This window comes from uncultured Roseibium sp., assembly GCF_963675095.2.
Lineage (GTDB): Bacteria > Pseudomonadota > Alphaproteobacteria > Rhizobiales > Stappiaceae > Roseibium.
Map to the genome: position 1 here is coordinate 1 of NZ_CAXXSJ010000044.1, position 17,361 is coordinate 17,361.

A 17,361-nucleotide genomic window follows, 5' to 3' on the forward strand; every position below is an offset into this window, starting at 1 on the left:
TGTGCCGTATTCCACCACTTCGCCGAAGTACATCACCATCACCTTGTCGGCGATGTAGCGCACCACCGACAGGTCGTGGCTGATGAAGACGTAGGTCAGGCCCATCTCGTCCTGGAGATCGGCAAGCAGATTGAGGATCTGCGCCTGGACGGAGAGATCGAGCGCGGACACCGGCTCGTCGAGCACCAGCAGCTTGGGCTTCATGATGATTGCGCGCGCAATCGCGATACGCTGGCGCTGGCCGCCGGAGAACATGTGCGGGTAGCGACCGTAATGTTCCGGCTGGAGGCCCACCTTCTGCAGCATTTCCAGCGCCATGTCGCGCCGCTCGGCAGCGCCCATGTCCGTGTTCAGCAACAACGGCTCTTCCAGGACGTCGCCGATCTTCTGGCGCGGATTGAGCGAACCGTAGGGGTTCTGGAACACGATCTGCACCTTCTGGCGCATGGCCTTCGAAATGCCGGTCCTGGAAATATCGATCGGCAGACCGTCGATCTCTATTGATCCCGAAGACTGGGCATCGATCATGGTCAGCATGCGCGCCAGGGTGGACTTGCCGCAGCCGCTTTCGCCGACCACCGCCAGCGTCGAGCCGCGCGCCACGTCGAAGCTCACGCCCTTGACCGCGGTCAGCGTGGACGCCTTTCGGAACAGGCCGCCGGCAATGTCATAGGTCCGGTAGAGATCGCGGACTTTCAGAATGGGTTCACTCATCAGAATCCTCCTGCTTCCGCGAAATCGCTGACCGTCGGCAGACGGTCGCCGGTGGCATTTTCCGGCAGGGCCGACAGGAGCGCGCGCGTATAGGCATGCTGCGGGTTTTCGAACAGGCTCAGCACATCGGCCTCTTCCATCTTGCGCCCCTTGTACTGGACGATCACCCGGTCCGCGGTCTCGGCGACGACGCCCATGTCATGGGTGATCATGATCAGCCCCATGCCGCTGTCCTGCTGCAGCTTCACCAGGAGATCGAGGATCTGCTTCTGGATGGTCACGTCGAGCGCGGTGGTCGGCTCGTCGGCAATCAGCAGCTTGGGCGAACAGGCGATCGCCATGGCGATCATGACCCGCTGGCACTGGCCGCCGGACATCTGATGCGGGAAGGCGCCAAGACGCCCTTCCGGATCGGGAATGCCGACCGCGCGCATGAGCTCGAGCACCCGTTCCTTCCGTTGCCTACCGTTCAGGCTGGTGTGGGTTTTCAGCGTCTCGCCGAGCTGGAACCCGACCGTGAAACACGGATTGAGGCTGGCGATCGGCTCCTGGAAGATCATGGAGATATCCTTGCCGATCACCTTGCGCCGTTCCTTCGCCGACAGGGTTCTCAGATCCCGGCCCTCGAACTCCATCTTGTCGGCGGTGATCGTGGCGCTGTCCGGCAGCAGTCCCATGGTCGCCAGCATGGCGACGGACTTGCCCGACCCGGATTCGCCGACGATCGCGAGCACCTCGCCCGCATCGACCGTGTAGTCGATGCCGTCGAGCGCCTTGAACGGTCCCTTGGCGGTGTCGAACTCGACCTTCAGGTTGCGGATTTCAAGAAGCGGCATCGGCTCAGCTCCTCTTCAGCTTCGGATCGAGCGCATCGCGCAGGCCGTCGCCGACCAGATTGATGGCGAGCACCGTGATCAGGATGGCAAGACCCGGGAAGGTCACCACCCACCAGGCGCGCAGGATGAACTCGCGTGCCTCGGCCAGCATGGTGCCCCATTCGGGCGTCGGCGGCTGGGCACCCATTCCGAGGAAGCCGAGGGCCGCCGCATCCAGGATCGCGTTGGAGAAGGACAGGGTCGCCTGCACGATCAGCGGCGCCAGGCAGTTCGGCAGGATGGTCTTGAACATCAGTCTGAAATGTCCGGCGCCCGCCACCCTTGCGGCGACCACATAGTCGCGGTTGCGTTCGGACAGAACCGCCGCACGGGTCAGGCGGACGAAATGCGGCTGCAGCACGATGGCGATCGCGATCATCGCGTTGGTTAGCCCCGGCCCGAGGATCGCCACCAGAACCAGCGCAAGCAGCAGCGACGGGAACGACAGGATGATATCCATCACCCGCATGATCAGCGTGTCGACAGCGCCGCGCATGTAACCGGCGATGAGGCCGATAACGATGCCGCCGGTCAGCGCGATCGTGACCACGACCACACCGATGAACAGCGAAAACCGGGCACCGAAGATAAGCCGGGACAGGATATCGCGGCCGACCGCATCGGTGCCGAGCAGGAAGGTAGCCTTGCCGCCTTCTTCCCAGAACGGAGGCGTCAGGAAGCTGTCGCGATACTGGAAGTCCGGATTATGCGGCGCGATCAGCGGCGCGAAGACCGCCATCAGCACCAGAAGCGCGAAGATCACCAGACCGATCACTGCGCCCTTGTTCTGGGAAAAGTAGTACCAGAACTCGGCGAGCATCGCCCTGGTCGCGTTGCGGCTTTCGCTCTTGAGCGTCTCGGCGGCGGCCGTATTTGCCGGGGAGGTCTTTGTCATGTTCTGCTCCCTGGCTCAGTTATAGCGAATGCGCGGGTTGATCAGCCCGTAGAGCACATCGACGATCAGATTGACCATCATGACGATGCCCGCGATCAGCAGCAGCCCGCCCTGGACCACGAAATAGTCCCGGCGCGAAATGCTGTCGACGAGCCACTTGCCAATGCCCGGCCAGGAAAAGATCGTTTCCGTCAGGATCGCACCGGCCAGAAGCACACCGACCTGAAGACCGATGGTGGTCACGACCGGGATCAGCGCGTTGCGCAAGGCATGAAGACCGATCACCCGGCGCGGCGGCAGCCCCTTGGCCCGTGCCGTGCGCACGAAGTCCTCACCCAGCACCTCCAGCATGGCGGAGCGCGTCTGGCGCGCGATCACGGCCAGCGGAATGGTGGCGAGCACGATCGATGGCAGGATCAGGTGGCTCACGGCGGAGGCGAAGGCCCCCTTTTCGCCGGAAAGCAGGCTGTCGATCAGCATGAAGCCGGTCACCTGGGGAAAGAAGAACATCAGCGAGATCCGGCCCGACACCGGCGTCCACTGCAGAATGCCGGAAAACAGGATGATCAGCAGCAGCCCCCACCAGAAGATCGGCATGGAGTAACCCACCAGCGCTGTGCCCATAATCGCCTGGTCGGCGACCGAGCCGCGCTTCACGGCGGCGAAGATCCCTGCCGGGATCCCGAGTGCAACGGCGATGATGATCGCGCACAGGGACAGTTCGGCGGTTGCCGGAAACAGGGTGAAGAATTCGGCTACCACCGGCTTCTTGGAGACGAAGGAAACCCCGAGATCGCCGTGGAAGATGTTGACGACATAGTCGAGATACTGCTGCCACAACGGCTTGTCGAAGCCGAGCTGTGCCAGGATCTCGGCCTTGCGTTCAGGGCTGACACCCCGCTCCCCGGCCAAAAGGTCGACCGGGTCTCCCGGCAGCAACCGGATGAAGCTGAAAGCAACCAGCGTCACGCCGAAGAAGGTCGGGATCAGAAGGCCGAGGCGGCCCAGAAGAAAGCGAAACATGTTTGAGGTCCAGGTTACTCCAACCGGCGGAAATTCGGGCTTTAACTTTAGCCCGAAACGTCACCGGCCTGAACATGGAAGGACGCCGGCGGAAACCGCCGGCGTCCTGTGTTGGTGAAGGTCCTTATTCGGCGATGTCGACGCCGTCGAACCAGTGACCGCCGAGGGGATCCATGACGTAGCCCGTCACCTTGCTCGACATCGGCATGAACACGGTCGAATGGGCGATGGTTGCCCACGGCGCCTGTTCCTTGAACACGACCTGGGCCTGTTCGTAGAGCTTGGTGCGCTCCGCCTTGTCGGAAACGACCTTGGCCTTCTGGATCAGGGCTTCGAAGTCGTCGTTGCACCACTGCGCACGGTTGGAACCGCCGACGCCGTCACAGCCGAGAAGAACGGCCAGGAAGTTGTCCGGGTCGCCGTTGTCACCGGTCCAGCCCAGCAGGACCGCGCCGTCACGATCGACATCCTTGGAGCGCGACAGATACTCGCCCCACTCGTAGGAGACGATCTCGACCTTGACGCCGATCTTGTCGAAGTCTGCCTGGATCACTTCGGCCATGCGCCGTGCGTTCGGATTGTACGGACGCTGCACCGGCATCGCCCAGATCTTCATGGAAAGATCGGCCACGCCCGCATCGGCCAGCATCTTCTTGGCCAGTTCCGGATCGTAGGCGTCGTCCTCGATGGCGTTGTTATAGGACCACATGGTCGGCGGGATCGGGTTCTTGGCGGCAACACCCGAGCCCTGGAAGACGGCGTCGAGAATGGCCTGTTTGTTGATGGCATGGTTCAGCGCCTTGCGCACTTCAGCCTTGTCGAACGGAGCCACCTTGGTGTTGTAGGCGAGATAGCCCACGTTCAGGCCCTGCTGTTCCATCATGGTCAGGTTGCTGTCGGCCTTGATGTCGGCGATGTCCGCCGGAGCCGGATACGGCATGACATGGCACTCGCCAGCCTTCAGCTTCTGCAGACGCACCGAAGCGTCCGGCGTGATGGCGAAGATCAGGTTGTCGACCGGCTGTTTGCCGCCCCAGTAGTCGGCAAAGCCCTGATAGCGGATAACCGCGTCCTTCTGGTAACCGACGAAGGAGAACGGACCGGTGCCGACCGGTTCCTGGTTCAGCATGTCCTTCTTGCCGTCCTTGTCGAGCTGGTCGGCGTATTCCTTGGAGAAGATCGACGCGAAATCCATGCCCAGATTCGCCATCATCGGCGCTTCCGGACGGTTCAGCTCGAACTTTACCGTGTAATCATCAACCTTGACGATGTTCTTGATCAGGTCCGGCATGGACATGCCGTTGAAGTATTCCCAGGCGGCGCCGGCAGTGTATTCGTGCCACGGGCTGTCCTTCTTGAGCTGACGCTCGAAGGAAAAGATCACGTCGTCGGCGTTGAAGTCGCGGGTCGGCGTAAAGAAGCTCGTGGTGTGGAACTTCACGCCTTTGCGCAGATGGAAAGTGTATTCAAGACCGTCTTCGGACACGTCCCAGCTCTCGGCCAGGCCCGGCTGAACTTCCGTCGTGCCGCGCTTGAATTCCACGAGCCGGTTGTAGATCGGCTTGGAAGACGCATCGAATGTGGTGCCTGCGGTGTAAAGAGCCGGATCAAAACCTTCCGGAGACCCTTCTGAGCAATAAACCAGCGTCTTTGCGGATGCGCCGGTTGCCGCCACTACGGCAAGGCTGGCACCCAAAAGAGTGGCCTTCAGGGTTTTACGCATTTTCATAAACTGTTCTCCCCTAAGTGAAGAAGCGGACCACGCATCGTTGGGATCGTGCGAAACTGTCGGCCCGCCGAAGCGCAAAATAAGGCCCGATTTTCAAATGAAATCAACCGGCAAAATATTTCTTATTTTGCTACAAATGAGAAAAAATACCGTTGAGTAAGTCATACTGACGTAATTTAAAAACCACTTAACTTGTTAAACACGGAAGGACATTCCCTAGGGTAGCCCCTTCCCGTTCAACCTGCATAACCCTTTGAAAACACTGCAACCTGCCGCCTGAATAAAATTGACGTAACGGAGGATTAAACCGGGTGCGACCGGGTCCGGCGCACTGCATCGCGCCATCCGGCGAGGAGTTTTTCCCGCTCTTCAGACGGCATGCGCGGGGAAAATCTTTTGTCCAATTGCCAGCGCGCTGCAAATTCCTTCTGGTCGGGCCAGATCCCGGCCTTGTAGCCGGCAAGCCAGGCAGCTCCGAGTGCCGTCGTTTCGATCACTTTCGGCCGGTCGACCGGCGCCCCCCGGATGTCGGCAAGAAACTGCATGGTCCAGTCCGAGGCAGTCATGCCGCCATCGACCCTGAGCACGGTCTCTTCTGTTCCGCTCCAGTCGGCATGTTTCGCGTCAAGAAGATCGCATGTCTGGTACCCGACGCTCTCCAGAACCGCGCGGGCGATTTCCTTAGGACCGGTCGAACGGGTCAGACCGAACAAGGCTCCGCGCGCCTCCGCATCCCAATAGGGCGCACCGAGACCGACAAAGGCCGGCACCATATAAACCTGCTGATGAGGATCGGCGGATTCGGCCAGCGCCTGGGTGTCCGCGGCATTGGCGATGATGCCCAAGCCGTCGCGCATCCACTGGACGGCGGCCCCCGCCACGAAGATCGAGCCTTCCAGGGCATAGGTCGTCCTGCCGTCCAAACGATAGGCAATCGTGGTCAGCAACCGGTTACGGGAAACGACCGCCTCGGTGCCGGTATTCATCACCGAAAAACAGCCGGTGCCATAGGTGGACTTCACCATGCCCGGCTCGAAGCAGGCCTGGCCGACGGTGGCCGCCTGCTGGTCGCCGGCCACCCCGAGGATCGGTAGCGGCGCCCCCAGAAATGACGCCTCGGTCACGCCGAAATCGGCCGAACAGTCCTTGACCTCCGGCAGCATGAAAACCGGGACCCCGAGCATGCGGCACAGGTCCTCGTCCCAGGCATTGTCGTGGATGTTGTAGATCAGCGTCCGCGACGCATTCGTCGCGTCGGTGACATGGACCTTGCCGCCGGTCAGGTTCCAGATCAGCCAGCTGTCGACGGTCCCGAAGGCGAGCTCGCCCCGCTCCGCCCTTTCCCTGGCGCCGTCCACGTTGTCCAGAATCCAGGCGATCTTCGTGCCGGAAAAATAAGGATCCAGCAGAAGGCCGGTCTTCGCAGTGAACGCCGGCTCCAGGCCTTCATCGCGCAACCGGGCGCACAGATCGGCCGTCCGCCGGTCCTGCCAGACGATGGCGTTGTAGACGGGCCGTCCTGTCGTCCGGTCCCAGACGACGGTCGTTTCCCGCTGGTTGGTGATGCCGACCGCCGCGATATCCGCAGGGCCCAGCCCGGATTTTTCGAGCGCCTCCCGGCAAACGGCAATCGTCGAGGTCCAGATATCGTCCGGATCGTGCTCCACCCAACCCGACTTCGGGAAGTGCTGCGGAAATTCCTGCTGCCCGATGGCAAGCGGCACGAAATCGGGACCGAAGACGATGGCCCGGCTGGACGTCGTCCCCTGATCGATCGACAAGACTGCGCCCGTCACGCTACACCTCCCGCTTGCACGTCAAACCTGTCTGCACGTGAAACCGGCCGGCAGGTTTCCCTCATTCTTTTACTCATCCGATGAAGACGTCGAATATCCGCCCGCGCCTTCTCCGGCTCCGTCCCCTTCCCCGTCCTCGTCATTGTGGACGCCGGCCAGCGGCTTTTTCGAAGTGGTCGGCGGTGCCCCGGCTCCGGCTGCGTGATAGGTCACCTGCGGGAACGGAATCTCGATGCCCCACTCGTCGAAGACGTCCTTGACATATTCGTTGTAGGCCCGGCCGACGCCCCATTGATCCCCCGGTGTTGTCTTGATGCGGGCCCGAATATCGATCGCGCTGTCGCCGAAATTGGTGACCCCGTGCATTTCCAGGTCACCGATGATCTTGCTGCTGTATTCGGTCTTCTGCAGACGCTGGAATGCCTCTTCGAGTGCCGCTTTCGCCCGCCGGACATCGGTGTCATAGGCAACCCCGATGACCGCGACATGATAGGAGAAATCCCGCATGAAGTTGGACACCGTATCGACCGAGGAGAACGGCACGATATGGCTGGTCCCGTCGAGATCGCGCAAGCGGACGGAGCGGACGGTCAGCCGTTCCACGACACCGGTCACGCCGCCGACCGTCACCACATCCCCCTCGTTGATGGCGTTTTCGATCTGGATGAAGGCCCCGGTGATGATGTCTTTCACCAGGGTCTGGGCACCGAAGGAGATGGCCAGACCGACGACACCGGCACCGGCGATCAGGGGACCGATATCCACCCCGATCTCGGACAGGGCGAGCAGCGCCGCCATGACGATGACCAGCACCGTGAAGGCATTCCGGAAAAGCTGGAACAGCGTCCGCACCCGCGCGGTCACCACATAACCGGCCTGTTCGCGCAGGCGCAAATCGATCCAGGACATCATCGCCAGCCAGACCACGAAGGCGATCACCACGACGAGGAAAGCCGAGCTGAAACTGCCGATGATGGAGATCCCCTGCGCGCTCTGCAGCCAGCCGACGATGTCAATGAAACCCCAGATTTCCAGCAGCAACAGAAGCGTCACCAGGAAAACGAAGATCCGCAACAACTTCAGAAGGCGCGGCACGAAGGCGTTGATCCTGCCCTGCAGCGCGGGAAGGCTCTTTTTCAGCTCGTCCGGCAGCCGAATGCCTCCGGTGATCGCCTTCGTCATGATCAGCGTGACAGCCGTCCCTGCCATGATCGTCAGGATGGACAGGACTGTCGCCCGCATGGCGATTGCCACCGCGTTGAACGGACTGGTCAGCCAAAGGCCGAAAACCAGCAACACGTAAAGATTCGCGCAGATATGCCAGATCCGGGAGAGGATCTTCATGGCCCGCTTGCCGAAGGCGCCCGGCATCTGATCGGCGTAGGTCGAGAGACCGTCCGACACCGCACGCCTGTTGCGATGGATCAGCCAGAACAACATCAGGGCGGACAGGATCACGACCAGCGCCCGCACCGCGTTGCCGATTACGAAGGAGACTGCCAGATTGGCCACGGGGACGCCGAGCATGATGCCGTATCCCATCAGCGCAACGACAAAACCGAGGCGCCGGCTCCAATAGGACGCCGACCGGTCGCTAAACGGGAAAAGCCTGAGTTCCCGGCGCGCGGGCGCGAAGAAGAATCTCAAGCCGACCTTTGTCAGGCCTGTCACCAGGAAGGCATTCAACGCAAGGCTCTCCAGAAGCGACACGCCGTGATCCAGCATCCCGAACTCGATAAGCGCGGCTGCGTATCCGGCACCCCAACCGACGACGACTGTCGCTGCATCAACGATCGTCGTCGCCAACAGAATGACCGCCCGCTGAGCCCATGTGCCGTACCGGGCCCGGATTTCCTGGCGGTGGAACAGATAGGTCAGCAGCTTTTGCCCGACCCAGAACAACAACATGGCCGCACTCAACACGATGACGACTTCCAGGCCGGCAACCCGGGCCCGGTCCCACCGGATCTGAATGTCGCCGTTCACAAGCAGCGCCACACCCCGAAAGGAATGGGCCACGCGCAGAACCAGCGCACTGGCGTCATCGGCAATCAGCTTGGTGTATTCGCCGAGCCGAACCGCGAAATTGTCGGGCGCCGCGGTTTCCGAATCCTGGGAGGCTTGCGCGGCGGCATCCGTCGCGTCGGTCGTGGGCTGCGCCCCCGCCTCACTTGCGGGAGCCGGGACGGCCGCGGTCTGGCCCGTAGCCTGGGTTCCGGACGCCGGCTGGCCGCCCTGATTCTGCTTTCGGATCAGATCAACCAGCGCCGCCCGGCCTTTCGGATCTTCCAGCAACCTGGCCAGCGCATCGGCAGCCGAATCGACGGTGGCGGGAGCCGTCGCAGTGCTTGGAACCTGTGTCGTCCCAGGGGTTGAGGCGGCAGGGGCAGCTGGAGCCGCGGGAGCCGCATTTGAAGGCGCCGTTTCCTGGGCTTGGGCAATCGTTCCAAAGAGACAAACAAGCGAGACTGCCAGGCAGCGCATCAAGACGTTCATTACATCATCCGGTCGTTTATTCTCGTTACGGGCGGCTCATACCAATTCCCCTGCGGCATTTGCTGCTTATCAGGATTTGATACGCGACATGAACCAAAATCGCCCCGCTGAAGATGCAGGGTCGCAAGAAGGGACTGTGCTTTCAATACGTCCAATCCATCCAAATGGTTCCCAAATGCACGAACCAGGGCTTTACCGTTTGTTCAACATGTTTCGTAACCCGGATATAATAGTGTTTGGTGCATGCTCTCTCAGTTATTGGGGGAAATATGTCCGAGTCGCTTTTAAAGCTGGCAAAAACAAATACGCCTGAAGCGCATGCCGAACTGGTGCTCGGCATTGCGGACGCGATATTCAGCAATATCGACGCCCGGACAGACGATGAACTGCGCCTGTTCGCCGAGATCGCCCTCCTGCTCTATGCCACGGTGCCGGCGGAGGGACGCGCCCGGCTGTCGAAGCGCCTCGCCTCCCACGCCCGCGCTCCGGTGAACCTGGCCATGAAACTGGCCGAAGACGAACTCGAGGTAGCCAGTCCGATGCTGCTTCATGGCGGATGCTTCACTCAGGAACACCTGCTTGAGCTCGCCCGCCGGGTCAGCGACAAACATCTGGAGTTCATCGCAAGGCGATGCGACCTCGGCTACGAAGTGTCCGACGCCCTCCTCAAGCGGAGCACGAAACCGATCAGGCGGATCCTGGCGAGCAACCGCGATATCCGTCTCTCTCGTCTGGCCCTGCAGACCCTGGTCAGGAAGTCGATCGACGATGTCGTCCTGCGCGAAGACCTTGTGCTGCGCAAGGATCTGACCCACCGCCTGCGCGAACAGATGCTTCCCTATGTCAATGAAGCGACGCAGAACAGGCTGCGCGACATCATCAACGGCGCCCTGTCCGACGAAACACTCAGCCAGATTGCCAGGTTCAAGCAGATCCGCCGTGATTTCGGACCTGGGCTCGATACATCAGACATGCGCAAACTCTGGCAGCTGGCCGAAAAGGCGCATATCGACCTGAACGACCTTGTGATCCTACTCCTGCAGGACAACCGCTTGTCCCATGTCACCGAATTGCTGGCGATATTGACCAAGCAATCCCCGGCGGACCTGCGCAACGCGGTCTACAAGGGCATTTCCGATACGGTCATCGAAACCGCCCTGCATCTGAAACTCCGCCCGGACACATTCGCGTTGCTCGCCCATACCCGCTGCCGGCATCTGCGCATTCCGGATTCCCAGGCCGATGACTGGATCACGGTCTATTCCGAGGCCTTGCTCGGCCTGCGGGGCTACCCCGAAGAACCCCATGCCGGATTTGCCGCGAAACGGCGCCGCAAGACCGCTGTCGGGCGTGACAAATCCGCGGCCCAAAGAGCCAGGCGGCTGGCCGTTTTATAGACCGACGGCCTGAAAGGCCGAAGGCTTTAGCGGTTGCAGAGAAAGGCCGCCAGGGCGGTCGACAGCGTTGCTGCGGCATAGAACCAGAGCCCGGGCAGAACCGCGGCATCAGCAAGACTGCTCGTCTTTGCCGCAAACATCACCAGTGCCACCAGCATCACATCGAGCATCGACCACTTGCTGACCGCCGACAGCATCACGAGCGAGCGCCCCTTGCCGCCCTTTATGGCCGCCATATGGGTCAGCAGGATCTTTACGGCCGGAAACCCGATAGAAAAGGCGCCGATCAGGGCGGCCAGCCACGGATCCCCGTCTTTCCACAATGTCTGCACGATCTCGATCAGGGACGGCCGGTCCTCCAGAAAATACAACCGCTCAAACCGCATCAGGGGCAGCGTGAGCCCCAGGGCGAAAGAGAAGGTGGAAACCGGCAGCAACAGGGCGATGATCAGGCGCATGGGACCTATGTAGTAATTGTTTTCGAATTTGAACGGCATTCATACAGGAACGGCGCGCAAAAGACAGACGGGGCGGCCGCACCGGCAGCCGCCCCGTCTTATCGGAGATATCTGAAACGCAATCCGGTCAGGCACATGCCTCAGGCTTGCGCCGGTCCGGGCCGTCAGGGCCGGACGTAGGCATACCCCTGCTCCTGCAGTTCCATCAGGCGCACCACGCCCGAAGGCACGACACCGGCCTCGCTGATGAGCTTGATCTCATGGCCTTCCTTCTTGGTCATGCCTTTGATGGTATTGTTGCAGGCCGAGAAGGTGATGTTCGGCAATTCCAGCGCCATGGTCGAAATGCGGTCCTTAACCGGGCTCTTGTCTTCACGGAGCATCATCAGCCCGGGCCCGTAGGTCACGAGTTCGATGGCCACATCCTCACCCTTTTCGGAATAATAGGCCGCAAGGTTCTTGGCGTTGTTCAGCGCCATGTTCATGACCTGGGGATCGTTCTGGTCCACGTGAATGGCCACTTTATGAGATGATGCCGCCGCGGATGCAGCATTCGGCAAGAGCATTGCCGAAAGAACCAGGAAAAGACCTGCCAAAAATTTCATATTCGTTTCCTCCCGAAGCACGTTGACGTGCATAATTATTGGCCCGCCCATCGCAGAACGGAGCCTACGTATTAAACCATAGGAGGTGCGACAAAATACATCAGAATTTTGTGATATATGAAAAATATTGTGCGTTTTTACGTGCCAGAGGACGTAAACAGGTTGTACCTGTCCGCTCTGCGCCCGCCAGGCACCGTTCGATACGGCACCCGATCAAGCGGCAGTGTCAGTGTTCGCAGACCAGATCAGCGGGCGCGGGCCCGGCCTGCGATTTCGTCGAGTTCTTCCTGTTCCGCCATTTCCTGGGCGGTGCGTTCGCGTTGCTGGTCGCGTTCCTCGAGCTGCTCGAATTTCTTCAGCTCTTCAATCGCTTCCGCCAGTTCTTCGCGCGCGCGCTCCAGCTGATCGTCCAGTTCGTGGGCCGAATTTTTCAGGTTGTCGCGCCGCGTGGCGGCAGCCTTCGCAAACGTCGGGTAGGCGAAATGGCTCACATCCGTGATACCCACGCGTTCCTGCTCCGCGCGGATTTGTTCATCCAGCTCGTCTGCCATTCTGTTGAATTCGGCGATCATCGACTCGATCTGGGTCAGTTGTCGCCGTTTGTCATCGACCTGAAACCGCTTCAGGCGAATGAGACTGTCTCGGGTTTTCATTACTCAATACTCCCCTAACAGGAGCATCCTAATCCGGAGTCATTTCCAAAAGGTTGGCAAGTTGAAAATAACCTTCTTCTAGAGACGTGGATTCGTCCTTGCCCTGATTCAGAAAGGTCTCCATCGGTTCAAATCGCCGGATCGCCTCGTCGACGCCTGGGTCGGAGCCCTTGCGATAGGCGCCCAGGCGAATGAGTTCTTCCATGTCCGTATAGGTGGACAAGAGCTGCTTCGCCTTGCGCAGAACCGGCAGATGCTCCTCCGGCACGCAGCGCGGCATGGTTCTGGACACCGACTTTAGCACATTGATCGCCGGATAGCGCCCGCGTTCGGCAATCGCACGCTCCATGACCACGTGTCCGTCGAGAATACCGCGCACCGCATCCGCCACCGGCTCGTTGTGGTTGTCGCCTTCCACCAGAACGGTGAACAGCCCGGTGATCGAACCGGACCCATTCAGCCCGGGCCGGCCCGCTCCAGGAGACGCGGCAATTCGGTGAAGACCGTCGGTGTATACCCCTTGGACGTCGGCGGCTCGCCGATGGACAGGCCGATCTCCCGCTGGGCCATGGCGAAACGCGTGACGGAATCCATCATGCACAACACGTTTTCGCCTTCGTCGCGGAAATGTTCGGCCACCGTCATGGACAGATAGGCCGCCTGGCGGCGCATCAGCACGCTTTCGTCCGATGTCGCCACGATCACCACCGAGCGGGCAAGGCCCTCCTCGCCCAGATCGTCCTCGATGAATTCCTGCACTTCCCGGCCACGCTCGCCGATCAGGCCGATGACCGCGACATCGCATTTCGTATTGCGGGCCAGCATGGACATGAGCACCGACTTGCCGACACCGGAGCCGGCGAAAATACCCATGCGCTGGCCTTCGCAGCAGGTCACGAAGGTATTGAGCGCGCGGACCCCCAGGTCGAGAGGCGGCCCGACCCTGGCCCGCTCGGACGCAGGAGGTGGTGAACTTCGCAATTTGCGAGGCGTTTCGCCTCCGGGAAGGTCGCCCTTGCCGTCGATCGGCTCGCCCATGGCGTTCACAACACGGCCAAGCCAGGCATTCGACGGATGAACGACGCTGTCCCGGGAGCTGATGACGGCCTTGCAGCCCATGCGCACGCCTTCGAGACCGGAAAACGGCATGCACAGGGCATGCCCCTCCCGGAACCCGACGACCTCGGCTGGAACTTTCGGATTGTCCTCGCCACTATCGATCATGAGCCGCGAGCCCACGCTCATCTCGTGAATCGGCCCGGCGATTTCCACGAGAAGGCCCTGAACGGCGACCACCCGACCGTAAATTTCGGTCGGCATAAGCGAATCGATGTCGGCAAAAAGCGACTTCAATTCAAATTCCTTTCAGGAGTTAACGAGTTTGGTAACGGATCGTTTACGTCTCTGCTTAATGTTAACGTTTGGAACGCCGAGAGGCGAGCGCCATTTCGAAGTTCAAGGGCTTTGTGGAAATGAGTCTGAATGGAGTCGCGTACACCGATTTCCTAAAGTGAAACTTTAAGTATCCGGAAACCCGATTTTTTACGGGGATTCAAGATCTTGGGTGTTTTTCACAGATTCGTTTTTATAGAGCTTGCCGCTATGAATCAGAATTTGTTAACCATTGATCTCTAGCTTTGAGTCGGGGTTAACACAGTCCTTCGTAGCAGGCACCGACAGAGCCGTTGCGACTTGCCCAGGAAAGGCAACAAAAGGGGATTGGCATGCGTGTATTGTTGATTGAGGATGACAGCGCGACTGCGCAGAGCATCGAGCTGATGCTCAAATCCGAGAACTTCAACGTCTACACGACAGATCTTGGCGAGGAAGGAATAGACCTCGGCAAGCTGTACGATTACGACATTATTATGCTCGACCTGAATCTTCCGGACATGTCCGGATACGAGGTCCTGCGCACACTGCGTGTTTCGAAGGTCAAGACACCGATCCTGATCCTTTCGGGCAACGCCGGCATCGAAGACAAGGTTCGCGGTCTCGGCTTCGGCGCCGACGACTACATGACCAAGCCGTTCCACAAGGACGAGCTGGTCGCCCGGATCCACGCCATTGTTCGCCGCTCCAAGGGACATGCCCAGTCGGTCATCGTTACCGGCGACCTCAAGGTCAACCTGGACACCAAGACCGTCGAGGTCGGCGGCCAGCGCGTGCATCTGACCGGCAAGGAATACCAGATGCTGGAGCTGCTTTCCCTGCGCAAGGGAACGACGCTCACCAAGGAAATGTTCCTCAACCACCTCTATGGCGGTATGGACGAGCCGGAACTGAAGATCATCGACGTGTTCATCTGCAAGCTGCGCAAGAAGCTGGCAGCGGCCACCTCCGGCAAGAACTACATCGAAACCGTCTGGGGCCGCGGCTACGTGCTGCGCGAACCGGAAGTCGAACAGGCCGCCTAAAGGAACATTTGCTTCGGAAGCATTCGCTTCCTGGCAACCTGTGCCGTCACGAATTTCGAAACCCCGCCTATCACGGCGGGGTTTTTTGTTGTCGCGGAAGCACGACGAAAACACGACTGCCGGGTAAAAAGGCAACCGGGTAAAAAAATGGCGGCCCGCAGGCCGCCATTCGAACTGTTTACTTCTGAAAACCTACCGGAGGTTCCGCTCAGCGCTGGAGGCTCGCCGTGGCAAAGGTCCTGGGCGCCGCGCTGGTTGCCGTCTTGGCAGCGACGTTGCGCTGGAACAATCCGCGTTTGCCGGGAACCGGCTTGAAGGCATCGGTCAGACCGACGACCGTTTCGGCGGCGCCGAGAACCAGATACCCGTCTTCCGGAAGGTTTTTGGCGATCCGTCCGAGGATTTCGGATTTCGTCTGCTGGTCGAAGTAGATCAGAACGTTCCGGCAGAAGACGATATCGAACTCGCCCAGATGCGAGAAACTGTCCAGAAGGTTGAGCTTTTTCCATTCGACCATGGCGCGCAGCCCGGCATTGATCTGCCACATGTCGCCCTTCTGATCGAAATACTTCAGGAGCATCTGGATCGGTAGGCCGCGCTGCACCTCGAACTGGCTGTAAAGACCGGCCTTGGCCTTGTCCAGCACCTCGTTGGAGAGGTCGGTTCCGAGGATCCGCATCCGCCATCCGGCGACCTTGGACTGCGCTTCCTTCAGGCAGATACCCAGGGAATAGGGCTCCTGGCCGGTCGAAGCCGCCGCACACCAGATCTTGATCTGCCGCGTCTTTGCGCGCCGCTCCAGAAGGCCGGGCAGCATCGTCTCGTTGAAGTGATCGAACGGCGTCTTGTCGCGGAAGAAGAAGGACTCGTTGGTCGTCATCGCTTCGATGACATCCGTCTCAAGCGCCTTGTTCGTGCCCTTCTGCAACACGCCGATCACGGCGCTCAGCGTTTCCAGCTTGGAACTGCGGGCAATCGGCAAAAGACGGCTCTCGACCAGGTACTGCTTGTCGTTCGACAGGACCAGACCGGAGCGTTCTTTCAGGAATTTTTTCAGGAACTCGAACTCACCCGGTGTCATCTGGTATTCCCTTTGAGTACGCGGCTGATTTTCGGCCCAATCTCCGAAAGCGGCAGAACATCGCTGCACATTCCGGTTTGGGCGGCAGCGCCGGGCATGCCCCAGACAACACTGGACGCTTCATCCTGGGTGATGATGCTGCCGCCGCCGGCGGCAATCGTGCGCACCCCGTCCGCGCCATCGTGGCCCATGCCGGTCAGGATGAGACCCAGGGTCGCGGAGCCGTAGATCTTTGCCACGCTGTCGAACAGGGGATCGACCGCCGGCTTGCAGAAATTGACGGGCGGATTGTCGTTCAAGCGGATTTTGACCGCGCCGGCATCCTTTTCCAGCACCATGTGCTTCCCGCCCGGAGCGACGTAAATATGACCGGGCTGCAACACATCGCCGTCCTTGCCCTCCGCCGCCGGGCGCAGGGCGGCCTTGCCGACATGTTCCGCCAGGATCGCGGTAAAGGTCGGCGGCATGTGCTGGGTGATCACCACCGGCACATCCTGGATCGACGTTCCGATCGCCTTCATGACCACCTGCAGAGCCTGCGGACCACCGGTGGATGACCCGATGGCCAGGATGCGCGGCTTCGCGGCGGAATAAGGGCGCATCTTGAACGCCGGCGCTGCCGGAGCAGCCGGCCTGGCTGCGCCGCGAAACGCCTCACGCGTATCGGGAAGCCGACTTGCCGGGGCCGGTGCGGCGGTGCGTCCGGCCGTCGTTTCGGCCCGCATTCGGTGCGCGGGACCGCGCAAACGTCTGGCCCGAAGTCCGAGCGCCTTGACCTTGTCGATAAGTTCACGGCGGAAATCCACCGACGTCGTTACCTCGGAGGTCGACTCCGGTTTCGGCACGTAATCGGCAGCGCCCAGGGACAGGGCTTTCAAGCTGATTTCGGCGTTCCGGCGGGTCAGCGTCGACGCCATGATGACGACGAGGTCCCGCTTTTTCGCAAGCATCAGCGGCAGGGCGGTCATGCCGTCCATTTCCGGCATCTCGATATCGAGAACAACCACGTCCGGGTTGCTCTTCAGGATGTCGTCCACCGCAAGCTTTCCGTTCCGCTGCGAGCTGACAACGGTCATCCCGGGAGCATCATCCAGCCAGCGGGTCAAAAGCCCACGGATGACCACCGCGTCATCGACCACCATCACCCGGATGGGATCGCTATCCTGGCTTGCCCCCGGAGCGGAGGTCTTTTGCGCAAATGCCATCTACTAAACCCGAACGC

General features: G+C 60.5%; 14 protein-coding genes and 1 pseudogene. 2 read left to right on the forward strand and 13 right to left on the reverse strand.

All coding sequences use genetic code 11. The features are described from left to right. The 7 genes from ABIN98_RS16025 to ABIN98_RS16055 all read right to left on the reverse strand — a co-directional run. A partial coding sequence (locus tag ABIN98_RS16025; protein WP_346911588.1) for an ATP-binding cassette domain-containing protein occupies window positions 1–714 on the reverse strand: 714 nt, incomplete at its 3' end. Next, window positions 714–1,550 carry an ABC transporter ATP-binding protein gene (locus ABIN98_RS16030; RefSeq protein WP_346911589.1) on the reverse strand — a complete coding sequence of 279 codons (837 nt, stop codon included), beginning with the start codon at window positions 1,548–1,550 and terminating at the stop codon, window positions 714–716. The genes ABIN98_RS16025 and ABIN98_RS16030, both read right to left, overlap by 1 nt. A gap of 4 nt (window positions 1,551–1,554) precedes the next feature. Then, window positions 1,555–2,409, reverse strand: a complete 855-nt coding sequence (locus ABIN98_RS16035) for an ABC transporter permease subunit (RefSeq protein WP_346911671.1) — start codon at window positions 2,407–2,409, stop codon at window positions 1,555–1,557. A 90-nt stretch (window positions 2,410–2,499) separates the two neighbouring features. Next, window positions 2,500–3,507, reverse strand: coding sequence for an ABC transporter permease subunit (locus ABIN98_RS16040; RefSeq protein ID WP_346911590.1), 1,008 nt, complete (start codon window positions 3,505–3,507; stop codon window positions 2,500–2,502). 124 nt (window positions 3,508–3,631) lie between these two features. Then, entirely contained in the window at window positions 3,632–5,230 is a 1,599-nt protein-coding gene (locus ABIN98_RS16045) for an ABC transporter substrate-binding protein (RefSeq protein WP_346911672.1), read from the reverse strand. Window positions 5,231–5,538: 308 nt separating this feature from the next. After that, window positions 5,539–7,032, reverse strand: coding sequence for a glycerol kinase GlpK (glpK, locus tag ABIN98_RS16050; RefSeq protein ID WP_346911591.1), 1,494 nt, complete (start codon window positions 7,030–7,032; stop codon window positions 5,539–5,541). Window positions 7,033–7,101: 69 nt separating this feature from the next. Further along, window positions 7,102–9,528 carry a mechanosensitive ion channel domain-containing protein gene (locus ABIN98_RS16055; RefSeq protein ID WP_346911592.1) on the reverse strand — a complete coding sequence of 809 codons (2,427 nt, stop codon included), beginning with the start codon at window positions 9,526–9,528 and terminating at the stop codon, window positions 7,102–7,104. Between the two features lie 269 nt (window positions 9,529–9,797). Between ABIN98_RS16055 and ABIN98_RS16060 the strand changes: the two genes are divergently transcribed. Beyond that, complete coding sequence (locus ABIN98_RS16060; protein ID WP_346911594.1) at window positions 9,798–10,925, forward strand: DUF2336 domain-containing protein; 1,128 nt, start codon at window positions 9,798–9,800, stop codon at window positions 10,923–10,925. A gap of 26 nt (window positions 10,926–10,951) precedes the next feature. Here ABIN98_RS16060 and ABIN98_RS16065 read toward each other — a convergent pair whose 3' ends face one another. The 4 genes and pseudogenes from ABIN98_RS16065 to fliI all read right to left on the reverse strand — a co-directional run bounded on the left by ABIN98_RS16065 (window position 10,952) and on the right by fliI (window position 13,961). Continuing rightward, the gene (locus ABIN98_RS16065; protein WP_346911595.1) at window positions 10,952–11,422 is read right to left on the reverse strand and encodes a paraquat-inducible protein A; all 471 of its coding nucleotides are present in this window, start codon (window positions 11,420–11,422) and stop codon (window positions 10,952–10,954) included. 125 nt (window positions 11,423–11,547) lie between these two features. Further along, window positions 11,548–11,988, reverse strand: a complete 441-nt coding sequence (locus ABIN98_RS16070) for a DsrE family protein (RefSeq protein ID WP_346911596.1) — start codon at window positions 11,986–11,988, stop codon at window positions 11,548–11,550. A 245-nt stretch (window positions 11,989–12,233) separates the two neighbouring features. Continuing rightward, window positions 12,234–12,641, reverse strand: a complete 408-nt coding sequence (fliJ, locus tag ABIN98_RS16075) for a flagellar export protein FliJ (RefSeq protein WP_346911597.1) — start codon at window positions 12,639–12,641, stop codon at window positions 12,234–12,236. Window positions 12,642–12,669: 28 nt separating this feature from the next. Then, window positions 12,670–13,961, reverse strand: a pseudogene (gene fliI / locus ABIN98_RS16080) (flagellar protein export ATPase FliI). 404 nt (window positions 13,962–14,365) lie between these two features. Between fliI and ctrA the strand changes: the two are divergent. After that, the gene (gene ctrA / locus ABIN98_RS16085; protein ID WP_153771958.1) at window positions 14,366–15,058 is read left to right on the forward strand and encodes a response regulator transcription factor CtrA; all 693 of its coding nucleotides are present in this window, start codon (window positions 14,366–14,368) and stop codon (window positions 15,056–15,058) included. 208 nt (window positions 15,059–15,266) lie between these two features. Here ctrA and ABIN98_RS16090 read toward each other — a convergent pair whose 3' ends face one another. Together ABIN98_RS16090 and ABIN98_RS16095 are read right to left on the reverse strand one after the other, a co-directional pair. Next, the gene (locus ABIN98_RS16090) at window positions 15,267–16,139 is read right to left on the reverse strand and encodes a protein-glutamate O-methyltransferase CheR (protein ID WP_346911599.1); all 873 of its coding nucleotides are present in this window, start codon (window positions 16,137–16,139) and stop codon (window positions 15,267–15,269) included. Continuing rightward, the gene (locus tag ABIN98_RS16095; RefSeq protein ID WP_346911601.1) at window positions 16,136–17,344 is read right to left on the reverse strand and encodes a chemotaxis response regulator protein-glutamate methylesterase; all 1,209 of its coding nucleotides are present in this window, start codon (window positions 17,342–17,344) and stop codon (window positions 16,136–16,138) included. Before ABIN98_RS16095 ends, ABIN98_RS16090 begins: the two co-directional genes overlap by 4 nt. Window positions 17,345–17,361: the final 17 nt, after the last annotated feature.

What these genes read in the sequence shown, in the direction of transcription:
- ABIN98_RS16030 (WP_346911589.1), bottom strand. Translation starts at nt 1,550, where the DNA reads ATGCCGCTTCTTGAAATCCGCAACCTGAAGGTCGAGTTCGACACCGCC.
- ABIN98_RS16035 (WP_346911671.1), bottom strand. Translation starts at nt 2,409, where the DNA reads ATGCTCGCCGAGTTCTGGTACTACTTTTCCCAGAACAAGGGCGCAGTG.
- ABIN98_RS16040 (WP_346911590.1), bottom strand. Translation starts at nt 3,507, where the DNA reads ATGTTTCGCTTTCTTCTGGGCCGCCTCGGCCTTCTGATCCCGACCTTC.
- ABIN98_RS16045 (WP_346911672.1), bottom strand. Translation starts at nt 5,230, where the DNA reads ATGCGTAAAACCCTGAAGGCCACTCTTTTGGGTGCCAGCCTTGCCGTA.
- ABIN98_RS16055 (WP_346911592.1), bottom strand. Translation starts at nt 9,528, where the DNA reads ATGAACGTCTTGATGCGCTGCCTGGCAGTCTCGCTTGTTTGTCTCTTT.
- ABIN98_RS16060 (WP_346911594.1), top strand. Translation starts at nt 9,798, where the DNA reads ATGTCCGAGTCGCTTTTAAAGCTGGCAAAAACAAATACGCCTGAAGCG.
- ABIN98_RS16065 (WP_346911595.1), bottom strand. Translation starts at nt 11,422, where the DNA reads ATGCCGTTCAAATTCGAAAACAATTACTACATAGGTCCCATGCGCCTG.
- ABIN98_RS16070 (WP_346911596.1), bottom strand. Translation starts at nt 11,988, where the DNA reads ATGAAATTTTTGGCAGGTCTTTTCCTGGTTCTTTCGGCAATGCTCTTG.
- fliJ (WP_346911597.1), bottom strand. Translation starts at nt 12,641, where the DNA reads ATGAAAACCCGAGACAGTCTCATTCGCCTGAAGCGGTTTCAGGTCGAT.
- ctrA (WP_153771958.1), top strand. Translation starts at nt 14,366, where the DNA reads ATGCGTGTATTGTTGATTGAGGATGACAGCGCGACTGCGCAGAGCATC.
- ABIN98_RS16090 (WP_346911599.1), bottom strand. Translation starts at nt 16,139, where the DNA reads ATGACACCGGGTGAGTTCGAGTTCCTGAAAAAATTCCTGAAAGAACGC.
- ABIN98_RS16095 (WP_346911601.1), bottom strand. Translation starts at nt 17,344, where the DNA reads ATGGCATTTGCGCAAAAGACCTCCGCTCCGGGGGCAAGCCAGGATAGC.